The sequence below is a fragment of the Alkaliphilus peptidifermentans DSM 18978 genome, from assembly GCF_900101495.1.
In the GTDB taxonomy this organism is placed as follows: domain Bacteria; phylum Bacillota; class Clostridia; order Peptostreptococcales; family Natronincolaceae; genus Alkaliphilus_C; species Alkaliphilus_C peptidifermentans.
The window spans coordinates 87,839-112,931 of the sequence record NZ_FMUS01000013.1 but is presented as its reverse complement, the minus strand read 5'-3'; the positions used below and the strand labels follow the sequence as shown (position 1 = coordinate 112,931).

Genomic DNA, 25,093 nt, shown 5'->3' with positions numbered 1-25,093 from the left:
TTTGTATCGCTTATAGAACCTGTTGACCAGGCCAGATTCTGTCTTTTCTCCTGTAAGCACCAGCTTCTTTAAACTCTTTAGCTCCAGCTGCTTTTTCCCATTCTCCACAAGCATAAGGTATGCCTTCAGCTGTGATGGTACCAGCTCTGTAATGGTAACTCCATCCCTTTCTATTTCTTCCATCAGCCTGTAGGAATCATTTGCTGTATCATTGTCATAGATCACCAGCTTTCCTCCAGCCAACAGTGGTGCAATGATCTGCCATATTGAGGCTACAAAGCTGATGCTTAGATTTTGGCTTATTACATCCCTCTGCTTTATTTCCAGCTCTTTAATTTTAGTAAAGGCATGGTTTATTATTCCTCTATGGCTTAGCAGCACTCCCTTGGGTTTGCCTGTTGTTCCTGAGGTATATATGATATATGCTGCATCCTCACCACTGGAATATATATTCAAATTGCTATCATCAAAGGCTTCTAGGGCTTTTTCGGAGTATACAATACATTTTTGGGTCCATTCTCTTAAATTATATGTATTTTCTTCTGCTATAATGAAATCACTTCTGCTATCTTCAGTAATATCTATTATTCTTTTTATGGGGGTTGCATTATCTATAGGAAGACATATACCCCCAGCCTTTAAAACTGCAAGAATCGCTATAATCATTTCATCTGTTCTATTTAGAACAATGGCTACTATGGAATGGCTTCTAACTCCCTGATCCATCAAATATCTTGCTAACCGATTGCTTTTTCCGTTTAGCTCTCCATAGGTAAGCCGCTTCCCTTTATAAACTACTGCAATATCTCCAGAAAACCTGCCTGCCTCTTCTTCAAATAGGCGATGTATCGGCTTTTCTTTTTCATAAGGGTATTCAGTACTATTAAACTCTTTTAGTAATTTTTGCTCCTCTTGATAATGAATTAATTCTATATCACATATCCTCTTTGATGGATGTCTTGTAGCCTCTATTAAATATTTTATAAAGTGCTGATGAAGGAGCTGAATTGTTTCATCACTGTATCTACCAGCCTTATAACCAAGCCGACAGTTTATACTATGCCCCTCTTTACCAAAGCTGAATAGGAGATTGCATTTTTCAATAATGTTTTTTACATTCTGATGTATATCAAAAAACTCTACCATTATTCCAAACAATGGTAGAGTCAAATCCGAGTGGATTCTGATGGATTCAATAACGGCTTCAACTGGATAAGCCATATGTTTATTTCCATTGGATATTTCCTCCCAAATTTGTGACAGATACTCTCTAAAACTCACATCTTCTTCTATACTACACCTAAGGGCAAGAATATCGTTGCTGAATTCTCCTTCTTCTGGCTGTTTGAATATGGGTGTGCCTATTACCATGTCGTTATAGCCGTAGTATTTATAGACTAAAAAGGAAATGGCTGTAATAAAAATAGTATATATTCCATATAATGAAGAATTACTGATTTCCATCATTTTGTTAAAAAGGGAATGGGGAAGTGTAAAGGTATAGTTTTTATAAATATTGCTGTTTCTAAATGACAAATTATCAAAGGGTATGTCTGCAAATATTGAATCATTACTGATTTTATTATGCCAATATTCTTTTTCTCTATTAAGTTTTTGACTTGAAATTAAAAGATTTTGATTAATTTTGTTTTCCATTACTTTGCTCACCGCCACCTAATTTAGCCATGGATAAATACTTTAATTACTGATTTTCATCTATTATACAGTTAACCTCATTTTCATTACTGTCAATAAAAACAAGCTTAGCTTTAAAATTTTCCAGTTCACTGTCATCGTATATGCCAAAGGAAATAATAATAACACTATCTCCACATTGAACCAATCTTGCAGCAGCGCCATTTAAGCATATTACTCCTGATCCATACTCACCCTCAATAACATAGGTTTCAAACCTATCTCCAGTATTGATGTTTACAACTAACACCTTCTCATTTTCCACAATGTTGGCAAGCTCCATAAACCTTTTGTCAATTGTAATGGAACCCCTATAATTAAGGTTGGCTTCTGTAACCCTTGCTCCATGTATTTTAGATTTATGCATAATCCTTAACATATATAAATCACTCCTTACCTTTTTGTTTTGATGCAGTATTCAATATTAGGAAAAATATTCTTTCTTGATACTGAAAAATCTCAAGGCCCATCTTAATTGTTTCAGCAGCCTTCTCCCTCCTGCCAGAATATGCTACCTTCAATAGATAAATAAAATACTTATGCCAATCTAGTTTCAGCAGCCTTAATTCATAGATCAGATCTTCAGATTCATTCCACATGGAACTATATTTCTTTAGAATATGAATTAAATATTCCATCAAATGCAGCATTACACCAAATTTCAAGTTGTAGATAGCATCAAGGCAGGATTTCTCAAAGGTTTCCTTATCCATTGCTTCAGTAGGAAAAATATTTTCTATATATTTGCCTATGGCTTGATTGCCTAAATATATACTCTTATCTGTCTCATCTGATTGATGCTTTAAAAATGTTTCAAATCTTGTAATAAATTGATCAAAGAAATCCTCTTTTGTTATAAGCTTCTTACCCCTTAAGTTAAAGCAGGCATATGCTCCAATTCCCTTTTCAATATTATCTAAAGCCATAGTACCAGAATAGGTTAGGGCATTCCCAGAATGATCCAGCATAAAGGTATCGGCAATATAGGCTAAACCAGCCTCAATATCATATCCATACATGAGGATATAATGAAGATAGTCTTCACTTTCCTGATAAACTCTATTGTAATCGAGATATTTATTCTGTATTGCTAAAAGAACAAGGTTATTATTAGATATGGATTCATATATTTCCTCAAATGCCTTGCTCTTGTCCTGACCGTCGATAAAATTGATGCTGGTAGACAGTTTTTTTGCAAAATCAGTTGTTATTTCTTCATGTACTGTGGTATCTAATCTCCTAAAATTACTAAAATATCGAATTGTAAATCCTCCTAATATCATAAATAATTCTGCTTCGCTTAAATCAATACCGTTGTAGTCCATGATATTAAATATGCTTGAATAGTAGCAATGAACTCCCTTGGTTATTTTCACTTGAGGAATGATATGTTTGATATGTTTAATGTGTTTCATACAATTCTCCTTTTTTAAAAATTCTAAGACCTGTGGTTATAAATCCATCAGCTCTGTCTTAAAAATATCCAGCTTCTTTTCCCAACAATTGGGCCATAGTGCCTTAATAATCTCTTCCCCTACAATACCAACGGTATTTCTAATGTCTCCAGCCTTTTTCTGCTTTTCAATTAGTTTAATATACTCTTCGTAGCATTTATCCTTTTTCATTGTTTCTCTTATCTCCATCAATTCAGTTATATCAAGGGATTTCATAGTTCTATCTATAGTCTCAAATAATTGGGAATTACATTGACACTCTCTATCGTTGTTATAAACTAAAACATCAGAGCCACGGAAAATATTGAACTGTCCTACTCCAAAGCTCTTCTTCAAATGAGGTGCCATCTCAAAGGCCCTTGCCATAGCCTCAATAATTGTAAACATCCATGGCAATCCTGTATGCTCTCCGTGGGCTATACCTATTTCTGCTAATCTCTGATTATCCCGGAGCTTTTCGTATATAAAATTGTGTAGTGTGTATGCCTTTCTATTCAAAGGATGGAAGGTAATTCTATTTACATTTAGCTGAAGCAGTCTTTCTATAGACTCAAGGAATAAATCTATTGACTGCTCCTCTGTAAGCCCAGGTACTCCAATGAGGACATTAGCATTTACTTTACAGCCTGCTTCCTGAATTAGGTTAATTGCTGCTTCTATTTGTACATCGGTTACATTTTTGTTTATCCAATTATTTCTTATCCACTGGTTTACAACCTCAACTCCAATTTCTATATAGGTTCTACCCTTCCCTAAATAGCCCAGCATCATATCTAGTTTTTCTTTGGTAATACTGTCTGCTCTTATTTCAAAGGAATATCTAAAGGGTCTCACCTGAAATACTCCATTCTTTCCAAAGAGTTCTTTATAAACCTCCTCTGGAAATTCCATATCACTTAGACAGTCACAACCTGTAACAACCTCTGTGCCCATTTGCTCCCCCACTATACCTCTCTTGTTTTCAAAGCTTGACCGTACAAACTTGGCATACAAATTAACATCCTTATGCCTTAATGCATTTACTGTTGCAAATGCATCACTCATACGGGAAATGCTATCGTTACACATGCTGCAGCCAGAGTGATTTCCATCCTTAATTGCATGATAGCAGCCTGTTGTTGCCAATAAATTCATTTTAGGATAGGGAGCAGGGTATTCTACAATTGACATTTCAATATGCTTTAGCTGTTGAAAGATTTCCTCTGCTTCCAGCCTGCTGGCCTTCTCATATGCCTCTTTATATGACTTAGATATGGGCTTCCATATTTCAGTCATTATGTCTTGTATAAGGTACATTTTTACCTCCCCTTTATAAAGTAGTTGTTTTGCAATATTGTGGACATTAACTTTTCCAACAACCAGTAAAATATTCTTTTGCTTCATTTCTAAAAATCTTTGCTCTTCCTTCCCATGAATCTTTCCATAGAACCCTTGCTATTTCTTCCCCTGTTAAACAAAGGGTATCCAGCATTTTTTCTTCACCAGCCTGCTGCTTTTTATTTCTTAAGTAGTTAATATAACTGTTCTCCTTAGAAATAGCTTCTTTAGCTTTTAATAGCAAATTTACGTCTCTTTTTATATCAAATTCATTAAGGGCATTGGTAATTAAACTGCAAATGTCTTTTTCCTCTTTAGTTTGATAATAGCTGCCCTTATTGACAAAATACTGCATGAAATTAACCGGGGCAAAAACCACTTTATTTATAAGGTCACCATCACCCATAATTTTATAAATTGCTTCAAAAATAAAAAATATGGATGGTGAACCATCCTCTATAGCTCCTATTATTTTGCTTTCGATTATTTTGCTATTATCCTTCAGCTTCTCAAATATAATGCTTTGCAGAGTCTTCTCTTTACAAACCAGGGGTGAAAGTGTTATGTAATCGACACCCAGATTCTTAAGCCAGGCAATGGAATCCATAAGAAGCTTCATGGATTGTTCCTCTGTCAGCCCTGGCATACCCATCAGCAGGTTTGCTCTCGATTGACATTTACATTCCTTTATCATTTTTACAGCCTTTATTATTTCACTGTTGGTAATGTTCTTGTTTAGCCAATGATTTCTGATCCACTGGTCATATACCTCTACCCCAAATGCAATTTCTACATTCCTTGCACATTTATCTTTAAATACTTTTAATCTATCTATTGATATACTTGATGCTCTGGCTTCAAAAATTAATTTGTAGGGCTTTGTAGTGAAAAGATTTTCTTTACAAAATAGTTCATTAAATGCTTCCTCTGGGAACTCTTCTGTGCTTAAGCTGTCATGTCCGTTAACATACTCAAAAACATTTGGTATCGAATTTTTTCCTCTACAGTTTTCAAAGCAGAATCGCAGGGTTTTTCCATAAAGGGCGGGGTTTCTCTTCTTAATAACCGACATCATGGCAAGTGTTTCCATATCCTCAGAAAAATAGTTACACATGCTGCAGCCACAGAATTTACCATTATTTACTTTATGGGGACATCCACTGGTGGTAAGACTGGTCATGTGCAACCATTCATTCTTATAAACAAAGGAGTCTTGACTGGTTATCTTGTTAGTAATTGCTTTAACCAGCTCTTCATCCTTCATTACTTCAGCCCTCTTACATTCTTCCCAATAGCTTATGGATAACGGCTCCCATATACTATTCATAATATCTTCAATAAACATAACTCACATCCTCTCTAATGACCCTTTATAAATATCGAGCCTTGAACCTTATGATATTTCCGCTGGCTGGCGGGAATATATGGGCTGACCCTTCATGGAATCTGTTGAAAATTCCACTTTCCCATTCTGTTTTGTCCTTAAGGGGCCATTTTATTGTTATGTAGTTTATTATGGCTTTACCTATGGTTTCTTTAGGTATTACTATTCTGTAATCTCTCCACTGGCTGCATACTCTTCCCCTAAAAACAGGGTTTTTATTTAGCCTAATGACAACCTCATCATTCATTTGTGACTCCTCTGGTATTCTTAGGGTTATATCCAGGACAATGTCATGTTTGTCGTCAGCCACAAGATAAAACAAAGATTCTGTACCTATTTCCTTGTAGTAGCCATAATCCTTGCTGGTATCCAGTCCTTGATGTATTTTTCCATAGGAATAGGGATTCTTACCCCAATAGTAGGGCTCCAGTAAATTTGTCCCTCCGTCTATTGGTCCAAAGCCGTCAATTATATACTTTCTAACTTTTTCCCTCATGTCTATATTTACTGATCTTAAAGCATCCACCATTGCATTAATCAATTCCTTCTCCATGCTATTTAAGCCATAAAGCTGAGACTTTTTCGGAAAAACAGGCCAAAAATCTATTTTGGATAATTCCGTATAATTCTTGTGAATAAACCACGGAACCTTTGCAGTAATCAATTGTATATACATCTTCATTGCCTCTGTAGATTGGGGCCAATATCTTAAGGCTTCAATACAGTGGTAATAGAGAAGGTTATAAGGCTGGCCTTCATGCTGGCAATGGATGGCTGCAAGGAGATGTGCTTTACCTAAAATCATGTTCCTGTCCTTTTCATCAGCTTCATCAGCTTCATCTGCTTCTATTTTGCCTTCCATGATATCCTCTGCTTTACACCCTATCCCACCTATTTGGGGTAATAAGCTAAGGGCAGCATGATTCATAGCTACACGTATTCCATTGGCTGTCAGATGGCAGGAGTCAAGAAACATATCTTTTCCAGGGATTCCACCCAATAGCTGCCTATGAAATACTTTCTGGAGATCCAGCACTTCAATTCCATAAATTAGAGCAGTTTTGAGAATCAGTTCCTTTACAACAGATATGCTTGATGGGATATTCTTGAATCTATAGATTTGCGTATTAAAGGCCATCCGGTAATATCTTTTAGCCTGCTTAATATCTCCCTGATTCATTTTGCACTTTGCTAAAAGCTCATAGGGTATTGGGTTGTAAGTGGTAATTTCCAGCATCTCTTCAGCAGCTTCCTCCACCAATGTATAATCACCTTCGTTATAGGCAATTTGGGCTTTTTCCTTAAGGGCTGACCAACTGCGGGGCTTTCCACCATTTAGGCTTCCAATAAAAAAACACCCCTCATTTTGCCAATCCTTTAGGTTTACTTCGGGGATAATAAAAATAATTGGAATATCGTACTTTTCCTTTATGGCATTTAAAAAGGCCATTTGAGAAACAATAGCCGACTTTAGCTTACCTTCAATAAATTGTGACATATAATCGATATTATCAATATTTTTTACTGAAGTGATTCTCTTAATTTCGTCATCAGTCATTTCAAAGGCATAATCCCACCAGCTATTTCCGATAAAGATCATAAGGGCATCTGGCTTCAAAATCATGGATGAAGTACATATTTCCATAAATTTATTGTAGTCTAAGGTTTTGCAGGAAAGATCTATAACATCTATATGATTATGGGACATACCCTGGTTTAATAACTTCTCCAGATATTGGGCCGGTGTAAGCAATGGTTGATAAAAATGCCCCATGCCAACGGAATCTCCTATAAAGACGACTCTTTTATTTGGGCTTTTTAGAGGGATTGAGAGGGTCCATGCCCAATAGCTAAATTCTCGATAGAGGGCAGCATCCCTTTCAAAGGAAATTGCTCCAGCTCTTTCTCGTGCTTTCCAGATACCAATTCTATCCTTCTTATTACAATTCATATTCTCTTCTTTACTCATTACGCAGCTCCCCATATAAAAATATACTGATTATCAGGTTCTACTCATTCATCATTTACAGCAGTTATACATACCCATACAATTTTTGAGTTTTTCCAGTGTTTCATTAACCCTTTCCCTTGTCTTAAGGGTGCCATCCTTCAATATTTCATCCACAAGCTCTGGATTGGAGGTATATTTCTCCACTCTTGTCCTCATGGGGTTTAAAAGGGTATTTAGAGTTACATTCAGTTGCTCCCTGGCTTCCCTTTCTACATCCTGTCCATCAAAATAGCTTTGCCTTAAGCTTAAGGCGATCCTTTTATCCTCTTCAAATATCTGCAAATACTCTATAATAGGATTTACTGTGCTGGTGTCCTGTGGAGAAACCCAGGGGATTTGTGAAATTTTATCTTCTATTACATTTTCATTATCACGTATAAAAATGGTGTTGTTAAGGCTCTTACTCATTTTTTCTGCACCATCTAACCCTATAACAAAATTTTTATCTTCGCTAATACATTCAGGTATTGGAAAATCTGCCCCGTATGTTTTGTTTATTCTATCGATGATTTCCTGTGTCATGGAAATATGATCTATATTATCCTTACCTACTGGTACAATATCTGCTTGAACAGAAAGAATATCTCCTGCTTCCAGCACTGGGTATGCTAACAATCCTAAAGGAAGGTTTTCGATTCCTATTTCCCTTGTTATTTTAGTCAGGCTTGGGGTTGCTTTTGCTCTGCCAATAGTTATAAGATTCTGTATCAGAACAAATATATAGGTTAATTCTGGTATATTGGATTGAAGATAAAATGTAGTGTTATGGGGATCAATTCCCATAGCTATTGAATCAATAATGATATTTTTTGCATTATTTCCTACTACAGCTATATCCTCCTTAGAACATCGAGTCGTCAGCATGTGAAGATCAGAGATAATTAAAAAATTTTCATATTGTGGTTGCAGATGTATATATTCTTTAAAAGCACCTATATAATGACCCAGGTGCAATAAGCCTGTAGGTCTTACTCCAGTAAGCATTTTTTTTGTCATGCTATATAACCTCCTTCAACAGTTATTTCAATTTGTGTATCCCTCCCTTTCTATTAAAGATTCTTTAGCTGTATTCTTAACCATGAAACAGAGGGTATAGAGTTCTTTTCTCTTCGTAATATAAAATTGCCCATTATAAGCAAATCTATTTTACCAATGATAAATATTCTTATTGCTTCGTACAGGTTTGTTTGATTTTCCTCTCCTGCCAGTCTAAGGGGTGAAGCTGCCAGGATTGCGTATCCAGTGCTGCTATAAAACCTCTCCATAAGCTTATATAATAAAGGAGTATATTGTTGATTCACCCGAAACAGAAATTCCTCTCCCGAGTTTGTATCCATACCTCCTCTAAATTGAGGGGCTTCATCAGTATTTTCTTCGGTAGTCCCCTTTTGAATATTATTTGGCCAATGATTATTCCATTCTTTATCTAATACTACATAACCTATGGGAATAAGATCATCGTTGCTTTTTAATGCAGAGGATAGTTTGTTATATGTATTATGGTTTCTTGAGTCAGCCAAAACCAGCCTTGAAGGTGAATATTCTGATCCTATTCCAGCCCTTCCCTGAAACCACCCAATAACTTTTCCCTTTGTCAGCATTCTAGCAATAAAGCTGATCATGTCTTCTTCCCTACCGCGATAGTCCTCATATTCTATAGCAGTTGCCTTTAACACATGTTCAATTTCATCATCTGAGTATTCCGGCCCCAGCAAAAAATCTTTAACAGGGTTTACTGCCATCACTCTCCCTGTTTCCTCTAAAAATCCCTCCATAACAGCTCCAATTGAACATATGCTGTCGTCACAGGACTGTTGGACAAATACTTTTTTAAATGGAAGCTCTGTAGAAATCCTCTTATTTGCCCTACTGTTTCTTGATAAATTCCCTGCTATGGACAAATTACTGAGGTTGGTTTTTTCATAAGCATATATTGCCCTGTCTATAAAAAACTCCTCATAAACCAACTGCATACTACTGGCAATATCCCTATGGAAATTGCTTATAGGTATTTGGGAGTTTCTTGGAGGTGCTTTTAAAAGCTCTGTCAGTTCTTCAGAGTATTTTGTAATTATTTTCTGAAATCCACCATGGCATAAGGATTTATTAAATTCTCTATCCATATATGACATAAGCTGGTTTATTTTTTCTGCATAAATAGGCTTACCGTAGTTTGACAGCAGCATAACTTTATACTCATCACTATCTTTAAAGCCAAGATAGCTGGTAATTAGGCTTGACACTATGGCTACAGAACTAGGAAATGGCTGGATATCAAACATTTCGATTTTTTCCCCATTTCCATATCCATAGGAGGACAGGGTCCAGGGTCCAACTTTATCAATAACCATAATGGCGGCTTCTTGAAGGGCAGATGAATAGTAATTGTATGCAGCATGTGACTTTTGATGGTCAACAGATGTAACAGTACCACTATAGCAAAAAAAATCTCTTATCTTATCTACTGTTAATACTGGACTATTATAAGGGTGGAATTCCATAGGCTTCTTTGGCTCTTCACTAAATGTGATGCAATTGACATCTGTAATGGAAATATCTGCACTTTTTAGACAAAAATTAAATGCCTCTATTGGTATAAGCTGCTGAGGTTTATTTTCCGGTGGGGGTTTTTGTTGTCCACAGAATCTAACCACTCCGTCTTGAAGTAAGCAGCAGGAAGATCCTTCGTTGGAAGCCCAAAGTCCAATCATATTTAAACTCACATTATATACCTCCTGACCTCTACCACAATGTTTTTAATAATTTTTGATTTTATTAATAATAGCTACAGACTGATGAAAAACCCCCATCTTCTTCGTTGCTTCTAAAACCCAGCACCCTTACGTATTACGTATACGCTGCAGTCGCTAGGTTTTTTTGCGCCTCGAATCTGTGGCTTTTTGATCAGTCTGCATTTTGATGACTTTGTCTACAACCTGTAGCTATTATTTTATTAATAATAGCTATTTAATGTTTTCCTGCTTCTCTTTTATAAAGCTTACAAGTGATTTTACTGTTGAAAAAGCATTATTACTAAAATCTAATTCTGCTGCACTGAATTTAATCCCAAATTCATCTTCCAGGATAACTCCAAGCTTTACAAAATTCATTGAGTTAAACCCTAATTCAGCAAGCTCTGTATTTAAATCCCAGCTCTCTTGAGGAAATTCCCATATGAGAACTTCACCGATTATTTTATAAATTTTCTCTACTACCTCTTTATTTTGGTTAATCATGCCAACTTCACCCTTTCATACTCTTATTAAAAATTCCAACACATTCTTTAGTCCATTAAAAGCCTGTGCAAAAAACTTTTCTTAATTTTTACAGCTTTTTGAGGGCATAATTCATTACAGCAAAAACAGCATATACATTTGCTAATATCCAAAGTGGGCTTGCCTTTGTCCATGTCAATTATTGCCACAGGACACCCCTCCTTACAGATTCCACAAGAGGTGCAAAGCTTATGATCAAATACAGGCTTTGCACGAAGATTATTTATAAAAAAGCTTTTAATGAATTTTGGGGTCTTATCACTGAAAAAGTTAACATTAATAGATTGCGGCAGCTTAAAGGGTTCTATATCTATGTCATCAAATCCAATACCTTTAGCAATTAAGCCCTTTATACTTCCACAAAATATTCCCCTTTCATTTGCAATATTTATTGTGGGTACACTTAAAGGCTCTATTCCTATAACATGGGCTGCTGCTGTATCCAGTGCATATGGGCTTGTTGATGCCATAATAAGACCTACATGTCTTTTGTCTCCAGCAGCAGGACCGTCCCCCTCCATACCTTCAACAGCATCTATAATTGATATAACAGGATTTATATACTGGCATATATCAATTAGATGATGGGCAAAATTCTCAGGGTTATTCATCTTAAAATGATACTCAGTTTTGGTAACACCTGGTATTACTCCAAATAGATTTTTTACTGCACCCGTAAAGGTCATCATAGAATGGGTTTTAAGCTTAGCTGCCGATATAACGTAATCTACATCCTCGGCTACTTTTATGATCTGCATTCTTTTTAGCTTTGTTGCTTTTCCGTTATATACCTCAATAACAGAGGTGTCATAGTTAAGCTGGCATCCAGTTCTATAGGCCACCTGATCCATCTGGGACTCTTTATAAACACCATCAAGCATCTTTTTATTATATGGCCCTCCTGGACTGTCTCCTATAATCACCTTACATTGTATTCCTTGAAGATACCTAACTATGGCTTCTACAACAAAGGGATGGGTGGTAACAGCATCCTCTGGTTTATTCTTCTTAAGTAGATTCACTTTTACCAGTATTGTTTTGTCCTTCATTCTATCGTTTAAAGGCTGAATCTTTTCTAAACACTTAAATACAGCCTTTTCTACCACTCTATAATTATAGCCATCACACTTTTCTATATAAACAGTCTCCACCTTCTACCTCACCTTTCATTTAAAGACCCCACATTTTTTTATAAATTAGTTCCTTTTAAAAAATTTGATACAGAGGATGTCATTTCTTTAGTACCAAAAAAGCTTATGTATCGATCCATTTTATGAAACAGCTTCTGGGAAATCCATGGAACATTGAGCTTATCGTATGTATGATCAGCCCATTCCTCTAAGCTGTTGGGGAATTTCATACCATATTTAATTGCAGTTTCAAACAGCTCTGTCCCTAAATAAGGCGAAAAAATAAAAAGCAATATTTCCGTTTCTGCTGCAATCCTTTTTATTTTTTCTATCAAGGCTATGGTTTCATAAAAATCCTTTTCTGGATTCCAGGGGAATCCCACCATAAATGACAGGGATGCCATTATATTGCTTGCCTTGCATTTTTCAACAAGCTCCAGCACCTGAGCAGGCCTATGTCTCTTATTAATTCGTTTCAAGACATCTTCATCTCCTGATTCGACACCCACAATAACTCGAAAAAAACCACTTTGCTTTAATTCTTCTATATAATCAGTGGGAAATTTTATGAATTGCTCCACTACTGAGGTTCCATCCCAGCGTATATTCAGCTCTCTTTCTCTAATAATGGTGCTGAATTCCAATACTCTATTACGGTTAACAAAAAAGTTATTATCAAAAAAATGAATCGCATCAACATTATAGCTTTTCTTTAATAGTTCAACACTGTCGGCAATCTTTTGGGCAGTTAATGAGCTCCATTTACCCTTATATACTGAGCCAATGGAGCAAAAGCTGCATATAAAGGGACAGCCTCTGCTGGACTCATATCCAATAACCCTCTGATTACCCCATAGAGGTTGAATATATGACTCCATATCAACGTATTTATATGCCCTCTCTATTGGCTTTGTATTAGAGAATACTTTTAAAGCCTCAATTTTTGTCCATACTATTTCTCTGTTTTCGTCCTTATAAACAAGGTTAGGTACTTCCTTTAGACTACCTTTAATGTACAACCTCTCCACAAGCCTGGGCAGCGTTGCTTCCCCCTGTCCAATGACAACAATATCCACTAAATCATCCTTTATTGTTTGAGTTGGCATTAGACTGGGATGCCATCCTCCCCATACAATTGGAACCTGGGGATAGGAATTTCTAATAAGCTCAGCAAATTTTAATCCATCCCTTATCTGATAACTGGTCATGGCACTTATACCTACACAAATAACATCCTTATCAAACCATTTCCAGATATTAGTGTTTTTTTTATCCTCCAGTCTGCCATCAACAATTTTTATATTATATTCCCTGTCATTAAATTGAGCAGCTAAAGCCATTACCGAAAAAGGAAGCCCCCTGTATAGGGGGCTTGAATCTTTATTTTCGACGATTTGTGGATAATAAAATAGAATTTTTTTCATACCTCTTTCCCCGTTTCTAATAGATAACTTTCAACCATCTTATAAAGAACCTCCTCCACTCCATCAAAATCTATGGATTCGGGTTCTATAAGATTCTGTATATGGAGTCCATCGCTTATGACAACTATGATCCAGGCCAGCTGTCTGATTTCTGATGTCAGTGTAAAGCTCTGGCAAATTTCCTGCAGTATAAGCTCTTCAAACGCCTCCACAAACATGGTATATATACTTTGAAGCTCTTCCTTAAAAAAAGCTTCATTTTCCCTTTGGCCGTCTCTTATAATTTTCCATATATCAATATAAAGGGACAGTGAAGCAGGATAGCTCTCTGAGCCTGCTGCATAATGACGAAGCAGCCTTCTTAGTCTGGTTTTTTTATCTTTTTCACCAGCAATGTCCTTCTTTATATAGTCAACCCAGATGGAAGCTGCATAGAAAATTGCAGCCATTCTTAGGGCGTCATCAGAATTATATATAGCTTTTATAGCTTCAGGCTTCAGCATAGTATGCTTTGCTGTCTCTGAAATATTTGCAGAAAGAAAGTTATTTTTATGCATAACCTTTAATGTTGCCTCTAATATAAGCTTCTCCTTTGTAGAGAAGGTATAGCCCATTTTCATTAGAACGCCTCATTTCTTATATAAACCAACTTATTTTACTTATGTCTTGCTTTTCTTAACCGATTCTTTAGGTTTGCTGCCCTGCGGGAAACATTTTCCTTGGAATAAAACTCCTGGTAAACCCATGCCACACCTTTAGCCAGTTCATCAGGAGTCATATTAACAGGCTGGAAAACCACATCCCAGAAGGTGTATCTGCTCCAATCATAGTCAATTATCCTTTTTTCCTCTGCCATTTGCTTGAAAAGCTGAGTTCCTGGCAAAGGTGTAAGGATAGTAAAGCTGCCTGAGTAAATTCCATTTTTTAGAGTAAAGTCTAATGTATTGGCAAAAACTGAATCTGTATCACTATCTCCACCGAACATAAAGGAGCCCCAAATATGTATACCATTGTTATGTATTTTTTCTATTGCTCTTTCATAATTATTCCGTTGTTCAGCCTTCCACTTTTTATCATCGAGAAAAATTAGTCCATCCTCAGAGACATTTTCAAAGCCTATAAACAACCAATGACAGCCTGATTTGTACAAAAGCTGCAGCAGCTCTTCATCCTCAGCAACAGAAATATCTGTCTGAGTACCCCATATAATCCCCAGCTTTTCTATCTCTCTAACCAACTCCTTTGAATGCTCTTTTTGTATAAACATATTATCGTCAGCAAAGAAGATGAAAGGATCCGAGTCAAATCGTTGTATTGCCTTAATTTCATCAATAATCTGCTTAACTGTTTTATATCGGTATGTGGACCCATACATTATCGGCAGTGTACAATAGTTACATGTTCTGGGGCATCCCCTTGTGGTTTGTATACTATATGAGCTGTATATATTTTTATTAAGAATATCATATCGTGGGATTGGAGATTCCCTAAGGTCAATATACTCTTTACATGTATACCTGCTATAGGGTGTCCCATTCTCGTAATCCTTGAGGAATTTCTTCCATATGTTTTCACCTTCTCCAATAAATACTGTATCGGCATACTTTAAAGCTTCCTCTGCCATGATGGTGGCATGAATGCCGCCAATAACTACATAGGAGCCTTTTTTCTTAAATTCAGTACATATTTCATAAGCCCTATATATCTGCTGTGTCATACCTGTCAAAGCTACAATGTCAAATTCCTCTTCAAAGGGTATCTCCATCCCATGATCCTCGTCAATAAATGATATATCATAGGAATCCGGGATTAGTCCAGCTATAGTCAAAAGACTTAAGTTAGGTGTTTCCCATGCACCGTAAAAGCTTGATACGACATTGTTAATTTCTAAAAAGCTTTTTAAATATTTATTTTTACCGTATTTGGATCCTTTAGGAACAATTAATGCAATTTTAGGCATATCATCCCTCCTCATAAACTATTTTTTTGGCTGCTTATAACACGAATTCTTCCCGTTGAACCATCTATTTCAATCCACTGGCCCTCTAAAAATACCTGTGCCGCTATATCATTGAAAACCACCACAGGGATACCATACTCTCTTGCCATAACGGCACCATGGGACAGAATATTACCATAATCCATCACAAGTCCCTTAACAATACCTAGGATTGGTGTCCAGCTTGGGTGAAAGGTTGACACAATTGCAATATCCCCCTGTTGAATTCTACTTAAGTCCTTTATGGATTCAATAATTTTGACTGGCCCTGTAGCTTTACCGGGACTTATTCCCAGGGCTTTGTAGCTATTTCGTCCACCACCCTTTTGCAAACGAATCAAATCCTTGTTTTTAATCAAATATGGCGGTGTAATTTTTCTGTTCTTTTCATAGCTTTTTTCTCTTTCCTTAATAACTTCATTCCAATCTCTATGGTTTAGCATATTATCCGTATGGGATATCACAAGTATTTCTGATATAGTTAGATGAAATATATCCTCTTTTTCATCAATAATACCTGCTGAAACTAACCTTTTACCAATTTCCAGCAGCACCCTCCGTATTAAAACCCAGCTTTTATCAAAATAGTATCTCTGATTTTCTCTTAATGCCATATATTTACCAGTGAGATCAACCAGTGTGTTGATTTGGGACATTTTGAGGTGTTTATATACTGGATTGTGCTCTAAGTCTCTGATATACCTCTCAACTGATGAATTCCAATGATTTTTACCATCATCCTTAATATTTTTTTTGTCCCATACCTTCGTAGAGGAGCATATAAATTGCTTAATGGTTTCCATCACAATAGCAGGTTCATCTACCCAATGGGGATGGTACAGATCATCACAGGATGTTCCACGATGGCCGTGGTCTCTAATAAACTTATCAAATCTTCTTTTAAAACCTTCTTTTTCCATACTGCCTTTGAGCTTCAAATAAATTTCATCTGTATTTACTTCCCTAAATAAATTACTGATTTCTGTAGAGCATTCTGCTTCCCAGGCCAAATCCACCAACTCAAGGTTGGACTTCATGGTCATATTTTGCGACACTATTGGCTCTATAGCTTCCGAGATTATTTCTTTTGTGTTGGGTAAGCCTTCCAGTTCCTTACTGAGAAGATTATAAGTAACCTGTGCAAGCCCCAGAAATATAAAGTGATCCTTCCCTATATAGTTACAGAAAATATCCAATATTCCATTCAGTTTCAGCCCTAATCGACTTATGCTCATATTTCCATAGGGCTGTCTATTTAATTCTTCTATATGATTATTATATTTTGCCAGTCGTTGGTACCAGCTTATATAACTATTTTTCATAAGAAAAAACAGCTTTACCACTTTGACACAATCAGCAATATTTAATTTCCCTTTTGGATAATCATCAAAAAAATCTCTTTGATATTTCATGTTCCAATAAACTCTATTAAAATAAAAAAGCAGGGGCTTCTCTTTATAAAGTCGCCCCTCCTTCTTATTGTAAAAGCTTAGGTAAACCTGCTCCTCCCATGACTGCAGAAGGGAAAGGTAGCAGGTACAAGCCGGTTGTGCATATCTGTCCAGTAGAGTACATTCAATATCTTCAGCTATATCAGAATCATATTTTATTATATTTGTAAGCTTGTCCAAATTTTTTATAATAACTGGTCTTGTTTGAAGAATGTACATTTTGCTGTTTAAAGCTGTCCATTCTATATCACAGGGGATTCCAAATTTTTCTTCTAGCTTAAGTCCTATTTTTACAAGCTGATATACATCTTCCTGTGAAAGGGTTTCATTATTCTGTATCCTGGTGTTTTTGACATCAATTCTAAAGGAGTTTCTACTTAAGCAGTATTCTACTGTTTTATTGGTGATAATCCGATTTATAATTTCGCCAGTATTTTTAACTATATATTTATCAGCATTTACTGATCCATCAACAACTCCACAGTTTAGTCCCGGATAGGCTTCTATCACCATCTCATCATTTTTAGGGGCAAGGGGGTTAGCAGTAAAAAGGACACCGGAATAATCTCCACATATCATTCTTTGGACAATAACAGCCATTCCCTCTACTGCAATTTTATTTTTTTCTCTGTATAAATCAGCTCTTGTAGAATAAAAAGACCTCCAGCATTTTCTGATTCCAATAATCAAGTCATTAAGGGATCTAATATTAATGATGCTTTCATAAATCCCAGCAAAGGAATGTTCATTTCCATCCTCTCCTATTGCTGAAGAACGTACAATCAGCGCTTCATTTTCCTTTAAATCCAATTTTGTCCACATTTCTTCAATTTCTGTATGTAAATCCTCAGGAAAATTACTGTATAGGATTTTCTCCGTCATCTCTTCCATACTAAGAGTATCCATTTGAAATTGGCTGGTGAACACTTCTAGCGCTTTAATGGAAATGCAATATCCATCAGGAACATTGTATCCACTCTTTAAAATCAGTGCCAGTGTTACAGCCTTTGATCCATACTCCTTATCCATACCTTCTTCTAAATTTGATAGATGCTGAATATAATTTTTCATTTTCCCTACCCCAATGTTTTTATTTTGTTTTATTAAATTGCATCTGCAATTTTTCAATAGAGTAATTTTTTATTTTTCTATAATGAATTATTATTAAAAGGTATACCCAAAGCAAAATTACTGTTATGACTAAAAGAATCATTCCTACCAGTAGGCTGCTGGGGGCCCAAACCTTTACTGCCCGCCATGGAAAGCCTCCAAAAAGTGTTTCTGGCAGAGAATATATCATATAATTTAAAAATACTGTGAATATAGTTAATATTACAGTAGCTATTATTCTGCCCCAGCCCTTTTTTTTCTTCTCTCTATATCCATTGACTACTGCAACAACAGCATAAATAATAAGATATATTAATAAACAGCTGATTATGAAGAAGGTTAAGGCAACTATAGAAAAAAACATGTCAATAGCAGCAAACATGTCAACTGTTATCTCTTCTACTGCTTTACCCTCAAGGATATTTAAAATATTTAATGCCATCGATCCAGTATATGTTGTATTTACATTTGCTAAAATACAAACAGCAAGCTTGCCATCAGGCTTAAAGGCTATCATAGAGGAAAAATTAGGATTGCTTCCTCCATGGGAAATGTATTTACCATTGGTATGAATTTCCCATCCGGCTCCATAAAAATAGTCGCCATGGGCTTCAACAGAAGTGTCAGGTTGATGGGATATTTGAATCAGATCCTTATACAAATCTGGAATGTCTACAATTCCAAGCTGTATACCTATCCATCTTTCCATATCCTTTGCATTTGAAACAAAATAGGCTGCTGGAGCATTTCCTCTATAAAAGGGGGCTTCATATTCACGTATCTTACTAAAAAATGGCTTGTGTCCCTTTGCTATACTGTTGAGATTATATCCTTCATTTGATATTAAATAGGTATTATTTAAACCCAATGGAATTAGAATGTTTTTCTGGATGAAGTCTTCAAATTTTTCTTCAGTCACTCTTTCAATTACCAAACCCAGTATATCGTAATTTGTAGATACATATGAAAACTCTTGGCCGGGTATAGCATTCAGCTGGAAATTCTTAAGGATTTCTACAACCTTATCCAATGCTTCCTCTGATTCATCCGGCGGAATATAACCTAATGTACTAAAGGGTACTCCACTTGTGTGATTAATCAAGTGTTTAATCTTAATTTCTTGGGACATATTTTGTTGTTGGTTTTCGTAGCTTTTCATCTCAAAATCGGGTATGTACTTATTTACTTGATCTTCTAAGGAAAGAAGCCCTTGTTTCTCTAAATATAATATCCCTAAAGCTGTAAAGGCCTTGCTGTTTGATCCTAATTCAAATAATGTTTCTTCATCCACCAATTCTTCTGTATTTATGCCTTTAACACCATAGGTCATTATCTGACTCTTATTTCCATCAATAACAATTACCGATGCCCCTGGTATTTTCGACTCCATCAGTAGTTGGTTAATATAGTCATTTACTTCGGTATTTCCATATGAAAAAATATTTGTTTGTAATAATAATATTAGCAGCAAAAAAAATATCCACATTAAAGTGGTCATAAAGAGCAGTTTTTTCTTATTAATATAAATTCCTCCCTCCATAATGTATATGTATTACAGTAAGCATTGCTCCGCCCTTTCATGCTTATTTATTAATGCAGCACTACATATAAAGGTATTTATAATCTCCCACTCCCTTCAACGTGCACCCACATCGATTGAAAATAATAGGATGTTTTTTCTTAATTAATAGTAGAATATACCACATTGTTTAATCCTTCAACTACATTAAGAAGTAGCATTACAGCTGTGATTAAGTATATATGGAATTTCACTCAGCTGAAGCACCTGGAAATCAGGGGGGATTATACCTTCCTTGAGTGATTCTTTATCTCTATTTATCCATATGGTATTGATGCCTAACCTGCCAGCACCTAAAATATCATCAATTTGTGAATCCCCCACCATATATAACTCATTGGGCTTTTTACAGAGCTTTTCCATAGCATAAAGAAAAATTTTTTCATTGGGCTTATTGGATTGTGCATCTTCAGAGGTTATTATAAAATCAAATTTAAAGTCTTGGGTTTGTATGGATTTTTTAATAATATAATTGTCTGCATTACTCAATACACCAACTTGATAGCTCTTTTTCAAGCTATCAATAACACCTCTGGCATCAGGATATGCTTCTGGCATTATAAAAAGCTCCTCAACAAATGGTATAAATATATCTTTAAAGCAGGGTACTTTATATAGGTTACATGTTCTTACCAGACTCTCCACCAGTAAATCAATACCTCTATAGAATTTTTCATCAGAGTTTAATACTGCCATATTCTTGAAAAAACCACTGTAGAATTTCTTAGAGTCAAGTTTGGGAAAATTTCTTGTTACATGATCTATTAATAGTGCCTTTATTTGATCAAAGGGTGAGTTTAGCTTTACCAAGGTTCCATAATAGTCGAAGCATATAACCTTTTCTATACTATACATTTTAGACTCCCTCCTTTGGTGTATTTTGGTAAACCCTTACTGGAATATATCCCTAATTTCTTTACCTTTATGCTTATTTGAGCAAATCCTTAATAGTTTTTGTTTCATTTATCCATGTACATTGTATATCAGGGTCGGCTAGTCGGGAGTTGCCAGAAACTGTACAGCCAGGACCTATTTCTACAATATTCTTTATTTTATCTTCATTTGCATTTTCTATTATTCTATTCCACCTTACGGCTTTGGCAATCTGAATTCTTAAATTGCTTTTTAAAGCTTCTCCTTTAACATGTCTTCTTCCATCGACACAGGAATACACAGGAAGTATAGAATCGGAAAATTCATATTGATCAAATATTAAATCAGACTCACATAAAATACCTTCACATAAGGGGCTATGGAAGGTACCTACACTCTCCAGGTCAATAGTCCATCTTGCCCCCCTTTTTTTGGATAGATCAGCAACCTCTTCCACTGCTGTTTTTTCACCAGAAATTATATTTTGATTGTTGGACAAATAAATTGCAACTGATACCTTCTGTCTTTTATTATCCACCTGTCTACAGCATTTCTCTAACTCCTTTATATCTAACCCCACTACACGTACCATTTTACCCCCCATGATTTCCTTAGATCTATAGACTAGTTTTTCCAGCCTGTATACAAGGTTTAAGACATCAGGAAACTTAATGCTTTCAGCTACTGTCAGGGCTGTAAATTCCCCTTGGCTGAATCCTGCTACGGCAGTAGGAGGTGCTATAGTCTTTACAATAGAATTGTACATTGCATAGCAATGGGTTATAAGGCATGCTGTGTGTAGCTCTGGTTTAGTCTCAGGATTTTCATAGGATATATATTCAAGGTCCTGTCCCATGTAATCACTGGCTTCTTTAAATATTTTTTTTGCTACTGTATACTCTTTAATGAAGGTTTTACTTAAGCCTTTATAAAAGGCTTCTCTTCCCGGGAAAGCAGCCAGATATCTATTCATTTCCATCACTGCTGCCTTTTTGAGTATAGTTATAGCATATTTTCCTGCGAATCTTTGTTGCATACCTAAGATATGCCAGCCTTTTTTGCGATACATATTCCTCTGTTATCTGATTATACATGTATAAAAGCCCCTCCTGCAGCTGCTTTACTGTCATATTTCCAGGTCGTATAACAACATCCCATAGGGTGTAGTACTCCCAGTCACTATTTAATACTCTGCCTTCCACTAAAAGCTTTTCCCTCAGCTGGGTGCCTGGCAAGGGGGTTGGCACCGTTATATTAACTCCATAAAGATTATTTTCCAGTATAAAGTCTGTGGTAAATTGGAAAACATTTGTAGAATCATTATCTAAGCCTACAATAAAGGTGCCGTATATACCTATCCCATAGGACTGTATTTTTTTTATCAATTCCGGGTATTGGGATTGATGCTTCAATTTAAAGTATATTTTTTCTATGTCTCTTAAGCTTCTATGGGAAATACTCTCAAAACCAATTACTACCCATTGACAGCCTGCCAGCACCATTAATTCCAAAAGGTCGTCATCCTGTGCTATTGATATGTCAGTTTGTGCTATCCAGCGGAGCTCCATATCCATCATTACCTTAAGCAATTCCTTACATTCTGAACGTTTAACCAGCATATTATCATCTGCAAATAGTATAAGTCGATCGGGGAACAAATTACTTATCTGCTGTAGCTCTTTAATGATTTGGTGATTACTTTTTCTCCTGTATTTGTGTCCGTAAACATTGGAAGCACAGCAGAAAGAACAATTATGAGGACATCCTCTGGTTGTGTAGAGGGTAATTACCGGATATTCATATCCCAGCAGAAGATCATATCTTGGAATAGGAGCCTTTTCCAGCTTATACCCTCCAGATACAGCTTCTTGATATATTTCCTTTGTATTACCCTTTATGTAATCCTCTAAAAATCTAGGCCAAAGCACCTCTCCTTCTCCTGCTATTACTACATCAACATACCTTGCTGCCTCCTCTGGCAATACAGTGGCATGTATTCCTCCCATCACTGTTAAAATTTTCTTTTGTCTAAATTTCTGTGCTATCCTATATGCATTTGGTGCCTGCTGTGTCATAGCACTTAAACAAACAAGGTCATAGGTTTTTGTGTAATCTATTTCAACATAGTTTTCATCGATATATTCAATATCCCATTCTTCCGACATATAGGCTGCAATTGTAATTAATCCAAGGTTGGGACCAGACCATAAATACCGAAAGCTCTCCATAACTTTGGAATTTTCCACAAAGCCCTTCATTTTTTCGTTTTTGCCAAACAAGCTTCCCTTTGGAGATATAAGTGCTACTTTTTTCATAGTTTCACTCCAATTCCTTTCTCCTTAAATACTGGCTTTATTCCTTTTGAATGGCGGCTATCTAATCTTGCAAGCATAATGGCCCAGCACCTTCTGCATATATAATCCTCTGGTGCCGTTTCTGCTCCAAAAACCCTTTTGCGAATAAGCTGTGCCTTCTGTGATTGCATAATATCTTCTATCTCTCCATCCTTTATATTGCCGAACACATCTTTTTGATAATAGTCCATGGTGCAAATAAAGAAGTCTCCATTATATCCAACCCTCAGCTCTTTTATAATCTGCATACATCCGCAAAGCTCATCCTTATGATGGTAGTTCATGGCATATCTGTTTTTTAATAACCCAGCCCTGTCCATAGTAATGTAATGGAGAATACGAACATTTTCAAAAGCCCTGTACTTATCCTCTATTTCCTTCATATTTTTTGCAACTTCTTCTGTAGTTCCGTTGACTAAAATTTCCACATTGAAGCCGGCTGCTATTGAATTTTCAATGTTTGCCATGGTCCTTCGGAATAAACTGGAGCCAGTTAGACGTTTAAATTCTGCCTCATTAACACTAGGCACATTAAATCTGACTGTATCTAAAACGCCTGTATCTTTAAGCAGCTGAATTTTCCCTTCGTCAAGCATGCTGCCGTTGGTGAATAAAATCAGTTTTAAGTGTGTCTGTGCCAGCTTTCGTACCCTGTCTTCAAAGAATATATCAAGGGTAGGTTCATTGAAGAAATTGAAGGCAATATGCTTTAAGGAAGGATGTCTGGCGGCTTTATCTATAATCTCATTGTAAACATCCATACCCATAACCCTATGTGGCTTTGGGTCAAATGTGATGGGGCAATATTCACATTTCCAGTTACAGTAGGTACAGGTTTCCATTTCCATGTATACTATATTAGTTTCCTGCCAAACTGTTGATGGGTCTGACAACAGTTTATTGATGATTAATTCCTCAATAGTGTCTTCTCCAAATTTTTGCTGTAATTCTTCTATTTCTCTAGGATACCTGCAATACTCCAGGATTTGCAGATTGGTATCCTCTATATCATAATATTCTCCAGTTAATGTGGAAAAAAATTTTTTGTCCTTGTTTATGCCATCTGTTGTTATAATCACGTAGGGCGATGTTTGCAGTTTTTTGTGGGTGTACAAAATTTCTCCCTCCTCTACTATATTTCTACAAGCTCAGTTAACTATATGCAAAAAACATCATCAAAAAAGTCCAATACTCTCTTCTTATATTCCTTACTATTTTGACTAAGAATTGTCAAATGTCTGGACTTTGGGACACTCCAAAACATTGCCTTATCTGATTTAACCAGCTGAAATGCCTTTAAAGCATTTCTTATTGGTATTGTAGTATCCTTCTCGGCCTGAATAAAAAAAATCGGCCTTCCCTTTAGTTTTTTAAGGGATTTTAAAGTATTTTCCGACATGCTTTTAAAGCCTACAAGGTGAAGATAAAGCACTTTAAAGAAGAACCTGCATAGGGGATTTTTTATACCTTTAATATTTAAAACATAGTCAAAATATTCTCTGACATAAATAAGGGGCCCGCTGTCAATAACCGCCCCCTTTATTTCTGGATATCCTTCATATACCGCCAAGGCTGCAGTTGCCCCCATAGAAAGCCCCATAACACCATATGGACCGCCAATACCCATTTCTTTAATTTTTTCCATTAGCATAAAGGCATCCTTGTCGAGGGTAAACTTAGTTGTCACCTGGCTATCACTTTCGCCATGATTGGGAAAATCAAAGCTAATGACCCTATAGCCTCCAGCAATTAAAAATTCCAAATATGGAAATATAGATTCTTTAGAGCCTCCCAAATAATGAAAGGCTATAATTGTCCCTCGGGGCATTAAAGCAGGTAAATATTCTATGGCTTTAAGCTTCAGCCCAGTGTTGCTTTTAAAGTCAAATTTTTTATTGGATACTAATGTGTTGTTGATACCTATTAGATGCTTCCTTATGGCAGGATGACTTAGTGAGTGAACAAGATAATATGCCTCCATTAAGCTGTAGGTTATGAAGATTAATAAACAAAAAGCAACTATAATTATTACCATTG

General features: G+C 36.0%; 20 protein-coding genes. All 20 read right to left on the bottom strand.

Annotated elements, in window-relative coordinates; translation table 11 throughout:
- Positions 1-1,656: AMP-binding protein (locus BLP68_RS10935; RefSeq protein ID WP_143003090.1), on the bottom strand; the 1,656-nt coding region annotated here is incomplete at its 3' end.
- 46 nt (positions 1,657-1,702) lie between these two features.
- Positions 1,703-2,074: an aspartate 1-decarboxylase gene (gene panD, locus BLP68_RS10930; RefSeq protein ID WP_091543359.1), complete on the bottom strand. Its 372-nt coding sequence runs from the start codon at positions 2,072-2,074 to the stop codon at positions 1,703-1,705.
- 7 nt (positions 2,075-2,081) lie between these two features.
- Complete coding sequence (locus BLP68_RS10925) at positions 2,082-3,110, bottom strand: BtrH N-terminal domain-containing protein (RefSeq protein WP_091543358.1); 1,029 nt, start codon at positions 3,108-3,110, stop codon at positions 2,082-2,084.
- A 36-nt stretch (positions 3,111-3,146) separates the two neighbouring features.
- Positions 3,147-4,445: a radical SAM protein gene (locus tag BLP68_RS10920; protein ID WP_176758977.1), complete on the bottom strand. Its 1,299-nt coding sequence runs from the start codon at positions 4,443-4,445 to the stop codon at positions 3,147-3,149.
- Between the two features lie 46 nt (positions 4,446-4,491).
- Positions 4,492-5,811, bottom strand: coding sequence for a hypothetical protein (locus tag BLP68_RS10915; protein WP_091543354.1), 1,320 nt, complete (start codon positions 5,809-5,811; stop codon positions 4,492-4,494).
- A gap of 25 nt (positions 5,812-5,836) precedes the next feature.
- Complete coding sequence (locus tag BLP68_RS10910; RefSeq protein WP_091543353.1) at positions 5,837-7,819, bottom strand: tetratricopeptide repeat protein; 1,983 nt, start codon at positions 7,817-7,819, stop codon at positions 5,837-5,839.
- Positions 7,820-7,870: 51 nt separating this feature from the next.
- Entirely contained in the window at positions 7,871-8,857 is a 987-nt protein-coding gene (trpS, locus tag BLP68_RS10905; RefSeq protein WP_091543351.1) for a tryptophan--tRNA ligase, read from the bottom strand.
- A 53-nt stretch (positions 8,858-8,910) separates the two neighbouring features.
- Positions 8,911-10,584, bottom strand: coding sequence for a carbamoyltransferase N-terminal domain-containing protein (locus BLP68_RS10900; RefSeq protein ID WP_091543350.1), 1,674 nt, complete (start codon positions 10,582-10,584; stop codon positions 8,911-8,913).
- Positions 10,585-10,824: 240 nt separating this feature from the next.
- Positions 10,825-11,097, bottom strand: a complete 273-nt coding sequence (locus tag BLP68_RS10895) for an acyl carrier protein (protein WP_091543349.1) — start codon at positions 11,095-11,097, stop codon at positions 10,825-10,827.
- Between the two features lie 47 nt (positions 11,098-11,144).
- Entirely contained in the window at positions 11,145-12,287 is a 1,143-nt protein-coding gene (locus tag BLP68_RS10890) for a DUF362 domain-containing protein (RefSeq protein ID WP_207647913.1), read from the bottom strand.
- 38 nt (positions 12,288-12,325) lie between these two features.
- The gene (locus tag BLP68_RS10885; RefSeq protein WP_091543347.1) at positions 12,326-13,690 is read right to left on the bottom strand and encodes a B12-binding domain-containing radical SAM protein; all 1,365 of its coding nucleotides are present in this window, start codon (positions 13,688-13,690) and stop codon (positions 12,326-12,328) included.
- Positions 13,687-14,310: a TetR family transcriptional regulator C-terminal domain-containing protein gene (locus tag BLP68_RS10880; RefSeq protein ID WP_091543345.1), complete on the bottom strand. Its 624-nt coding sequence runs from the start codon at positions 14,308-14,310 to the stop codon at positions 13,687-13,689. Before BLP68_RS10880 ends, BLP68_RS10885 begins: the two co-directional genes overlap by 4 nt.
- A 35-nt stretch (positions 14,311-14,345) precedes the next feature.
- On the bottom strand, positions 14,346-15,650 hold the full coding sequence (locus BLP68_RS10875; protein ID WP_176758976.1) for a B12-binding domain-containing radical SAM protein: 1,305 nt from the start codon (positions 15,648-15,650) through the stop codon (positions 14,346-14,348).
- Between the two features lie 11 nt (positions 15,651-15,661).
- Positions 15,662-18,211, bottom strand: coding sequence for a PEP/pyruvate-binding domain-containing protein (locus tag BLP68_RS10870; RefSeq protein ID WP_091543341.1), 2,550 nt, complete (start codon positions 18,209-18,211; stop codon positions 15,662-15,664).
- Positions 18,212-18,230: 19 nt separating this feature from the next.
- Positions 18,231-19,721: a serine hydrolase gene (locus BLP68_RS10865; RefSeq protein WP_176758975.1), complete on the bottom strand. Its 1,491-nt coding sequence runs from the start codon at positions 19,719-19,721 to the stop codon at positions 18,231-18,233.
- Positions 19,722-19,976: 255 nt separating this feature from the next.
- Positions 19,977-20,684 (bottom strand): HAD family hydrolase, encoded by a 708-nt coding sequence (locus BLP68_RS10860; protein WP_091543337.1) that lies wholly within the window; start codon positions 20,682-20,684, stop codon positions 19,977-19,979.
- Between the two features lie 73 nt (positions 20,685-20,757).
- Positions 20,758-21,675 carry an ACP S-malonyltransferase gene (locus tag BLP68_RS10855; RefSeq protein ID WP_176758974.1) on the bottom strand — a complete coding sequence of 306 codons (918 nt, stop codon included), beginning with the start codon at positions 21,673-21,675 and terminating at the stop codon, positions 20,758-20,760.
- The gene (locus BLP68_RS10850) at positions 21,668-23,017 is read right to left on the bottom strand and encodes a B12-binding domain-containing radical SAM protein (protein ID WP_091543334.1); all 1,350 of its coding nucleotides are present in this window, start codon (positions 23,015-23,017) and stop codon (positions 21,668-21,670) included. The genes BLP68_RS10855 and BLP68_RS10850 overlap by 8 nt, the downstream gene beginning before the upstream one ends.
- Positions 23,014-24,171 carry a radical SAM/SPASM domain-containing protein gene (locus BLP68_RS10845; RefSeq protein WP_091543332.1) on the bottom strand — a complete coding sequence of 386 codons (1,158 nt, stop codon included), beginning with the start codon at positions 24,169-24,171 and terminating at the stop codon, positions 23,014-23,016. Before BLP68_RS10845 ends, BLP68_RS10850 begins: the two co-directional genes overlap by 4 nt.
- A 41-nt stretch (positions 24,172-24,212) precedes the next feature.
- Positions 24,213-25,091: an alpha/beta hydrolase gene (locus BLP68_RS10840; RefSeq protein WP_176758973.1), complete on the bottom strand. Its 879-nt coding sequence runs from the start codon at positions 25,089-25,091 to the stop codon at positions 24,213-24,215.
- Positions 25,092-25,093: the final 2 nt, after the last annotated feature.

Bases quoted from the DNA above. Each gene is read 5' to 3' on its own strand.
- trpS (WP_091543351.1), bottom strand. From the start codon at position 8,857: ATGACAAAAAAAATGCTTACTGGAGTAAGACCTACAGGCTTATTGCAC.
- BLP68_RS10915 (WP_091543354.1), bottom strand. From the start codon at position 5,811: ATGTTTATTGAAGATATTATGAATAGTATATGGGAGCCGTTATCCATA.
- BLP68_RS10885 (WP_091543347.1), bottom strand. From the start codon at position 13,690: ATGAAAAAAATTCTATTTTATTATCCACAAATCGTCGAAAATAAAGAT.
- BLP68_RS10840 (WP_176758973.1), bottom strand. From the start codon at position 25,091: ATGGTAATAATTATAGTTGCTTTTTGTTTATTAATCTTCATAACCTAC.
- BLP68_RS10895 (WP_091543349.1), bottom strand. From the start codon at position 11,097: ATGATTAACCAAAATAAAGAGGTAGTAGAGAAAATTTATAAAATAATC.
- BLP68_RS10880 (WP_091543345.1), bottom strand. From the start codon at position 14,310: ATGAAAATGGGCTATACCTTCTCTACAAAGGAGAAGCTTATATTAGAG.
- BLP68_RS10925 (WP_091543358.1), bottom strand. From the start codon at position 3,110: ATGAAACACATTAAACATATCAAACATATCATTCCTCAAGTGAAAATA.
- BLP68_RS10860 (WP_091543337.1), bottom strand. From the start codon at position 20,684: ATGTATAGTATAGAAAAGGTTATATGCTTCGACTATTATGGAACCTTG.
- BLP68_RS10850 (WP_091543334.1), bottom strand. From the start codon at position 23,017: ATGAAAAAAGTAGCACTTATATCTCCAAAGGGAAGCTTGTTTGGCAAA.
- panD (WP_091543359.1), bottom strand. From the start codon at position 2,074: ATGTTAAGGATTATGCATAAATCTAAAATACATGGAGCAAGGGTTACA.
- BLP68_RS10920 (WP_176758977.1), bottom strand. From the start codon at position 4,445: ATGTACCTTATACAAGACATAATGACTGAAATATGGAAGCCCATATCT.
- BLP68_RS10870 (WP_091543341.1), bottom strand. From the start codon at position 18,211: ATGAAAAATTATATTCAGCATCTATCAAATTTAGAAGAAGGTATGGAT.
- BLP68_RS10910 (WP_091543353.1), bottom strand. From the start codon at position 7,819: ATGAGTAAAGAAGAGAATATGAATTGTAATAAGAAGGATAGAATTGGT.
- BLP68_RS10855 (WP_176758974.1), bottom strand. From the start codon at position 21,675: ATGAATAGATATCTGGCTGCTTTCCCGGGAAGAGAAGCCTTTTATAAA.
- BLP68_RS10875 (WP_176758976.1), bottom strand. From the start codon at position 15,650: ATGCCTAAAATTGCATTAATTGTTCCTAAAGGATCCAAATACGGTAAA.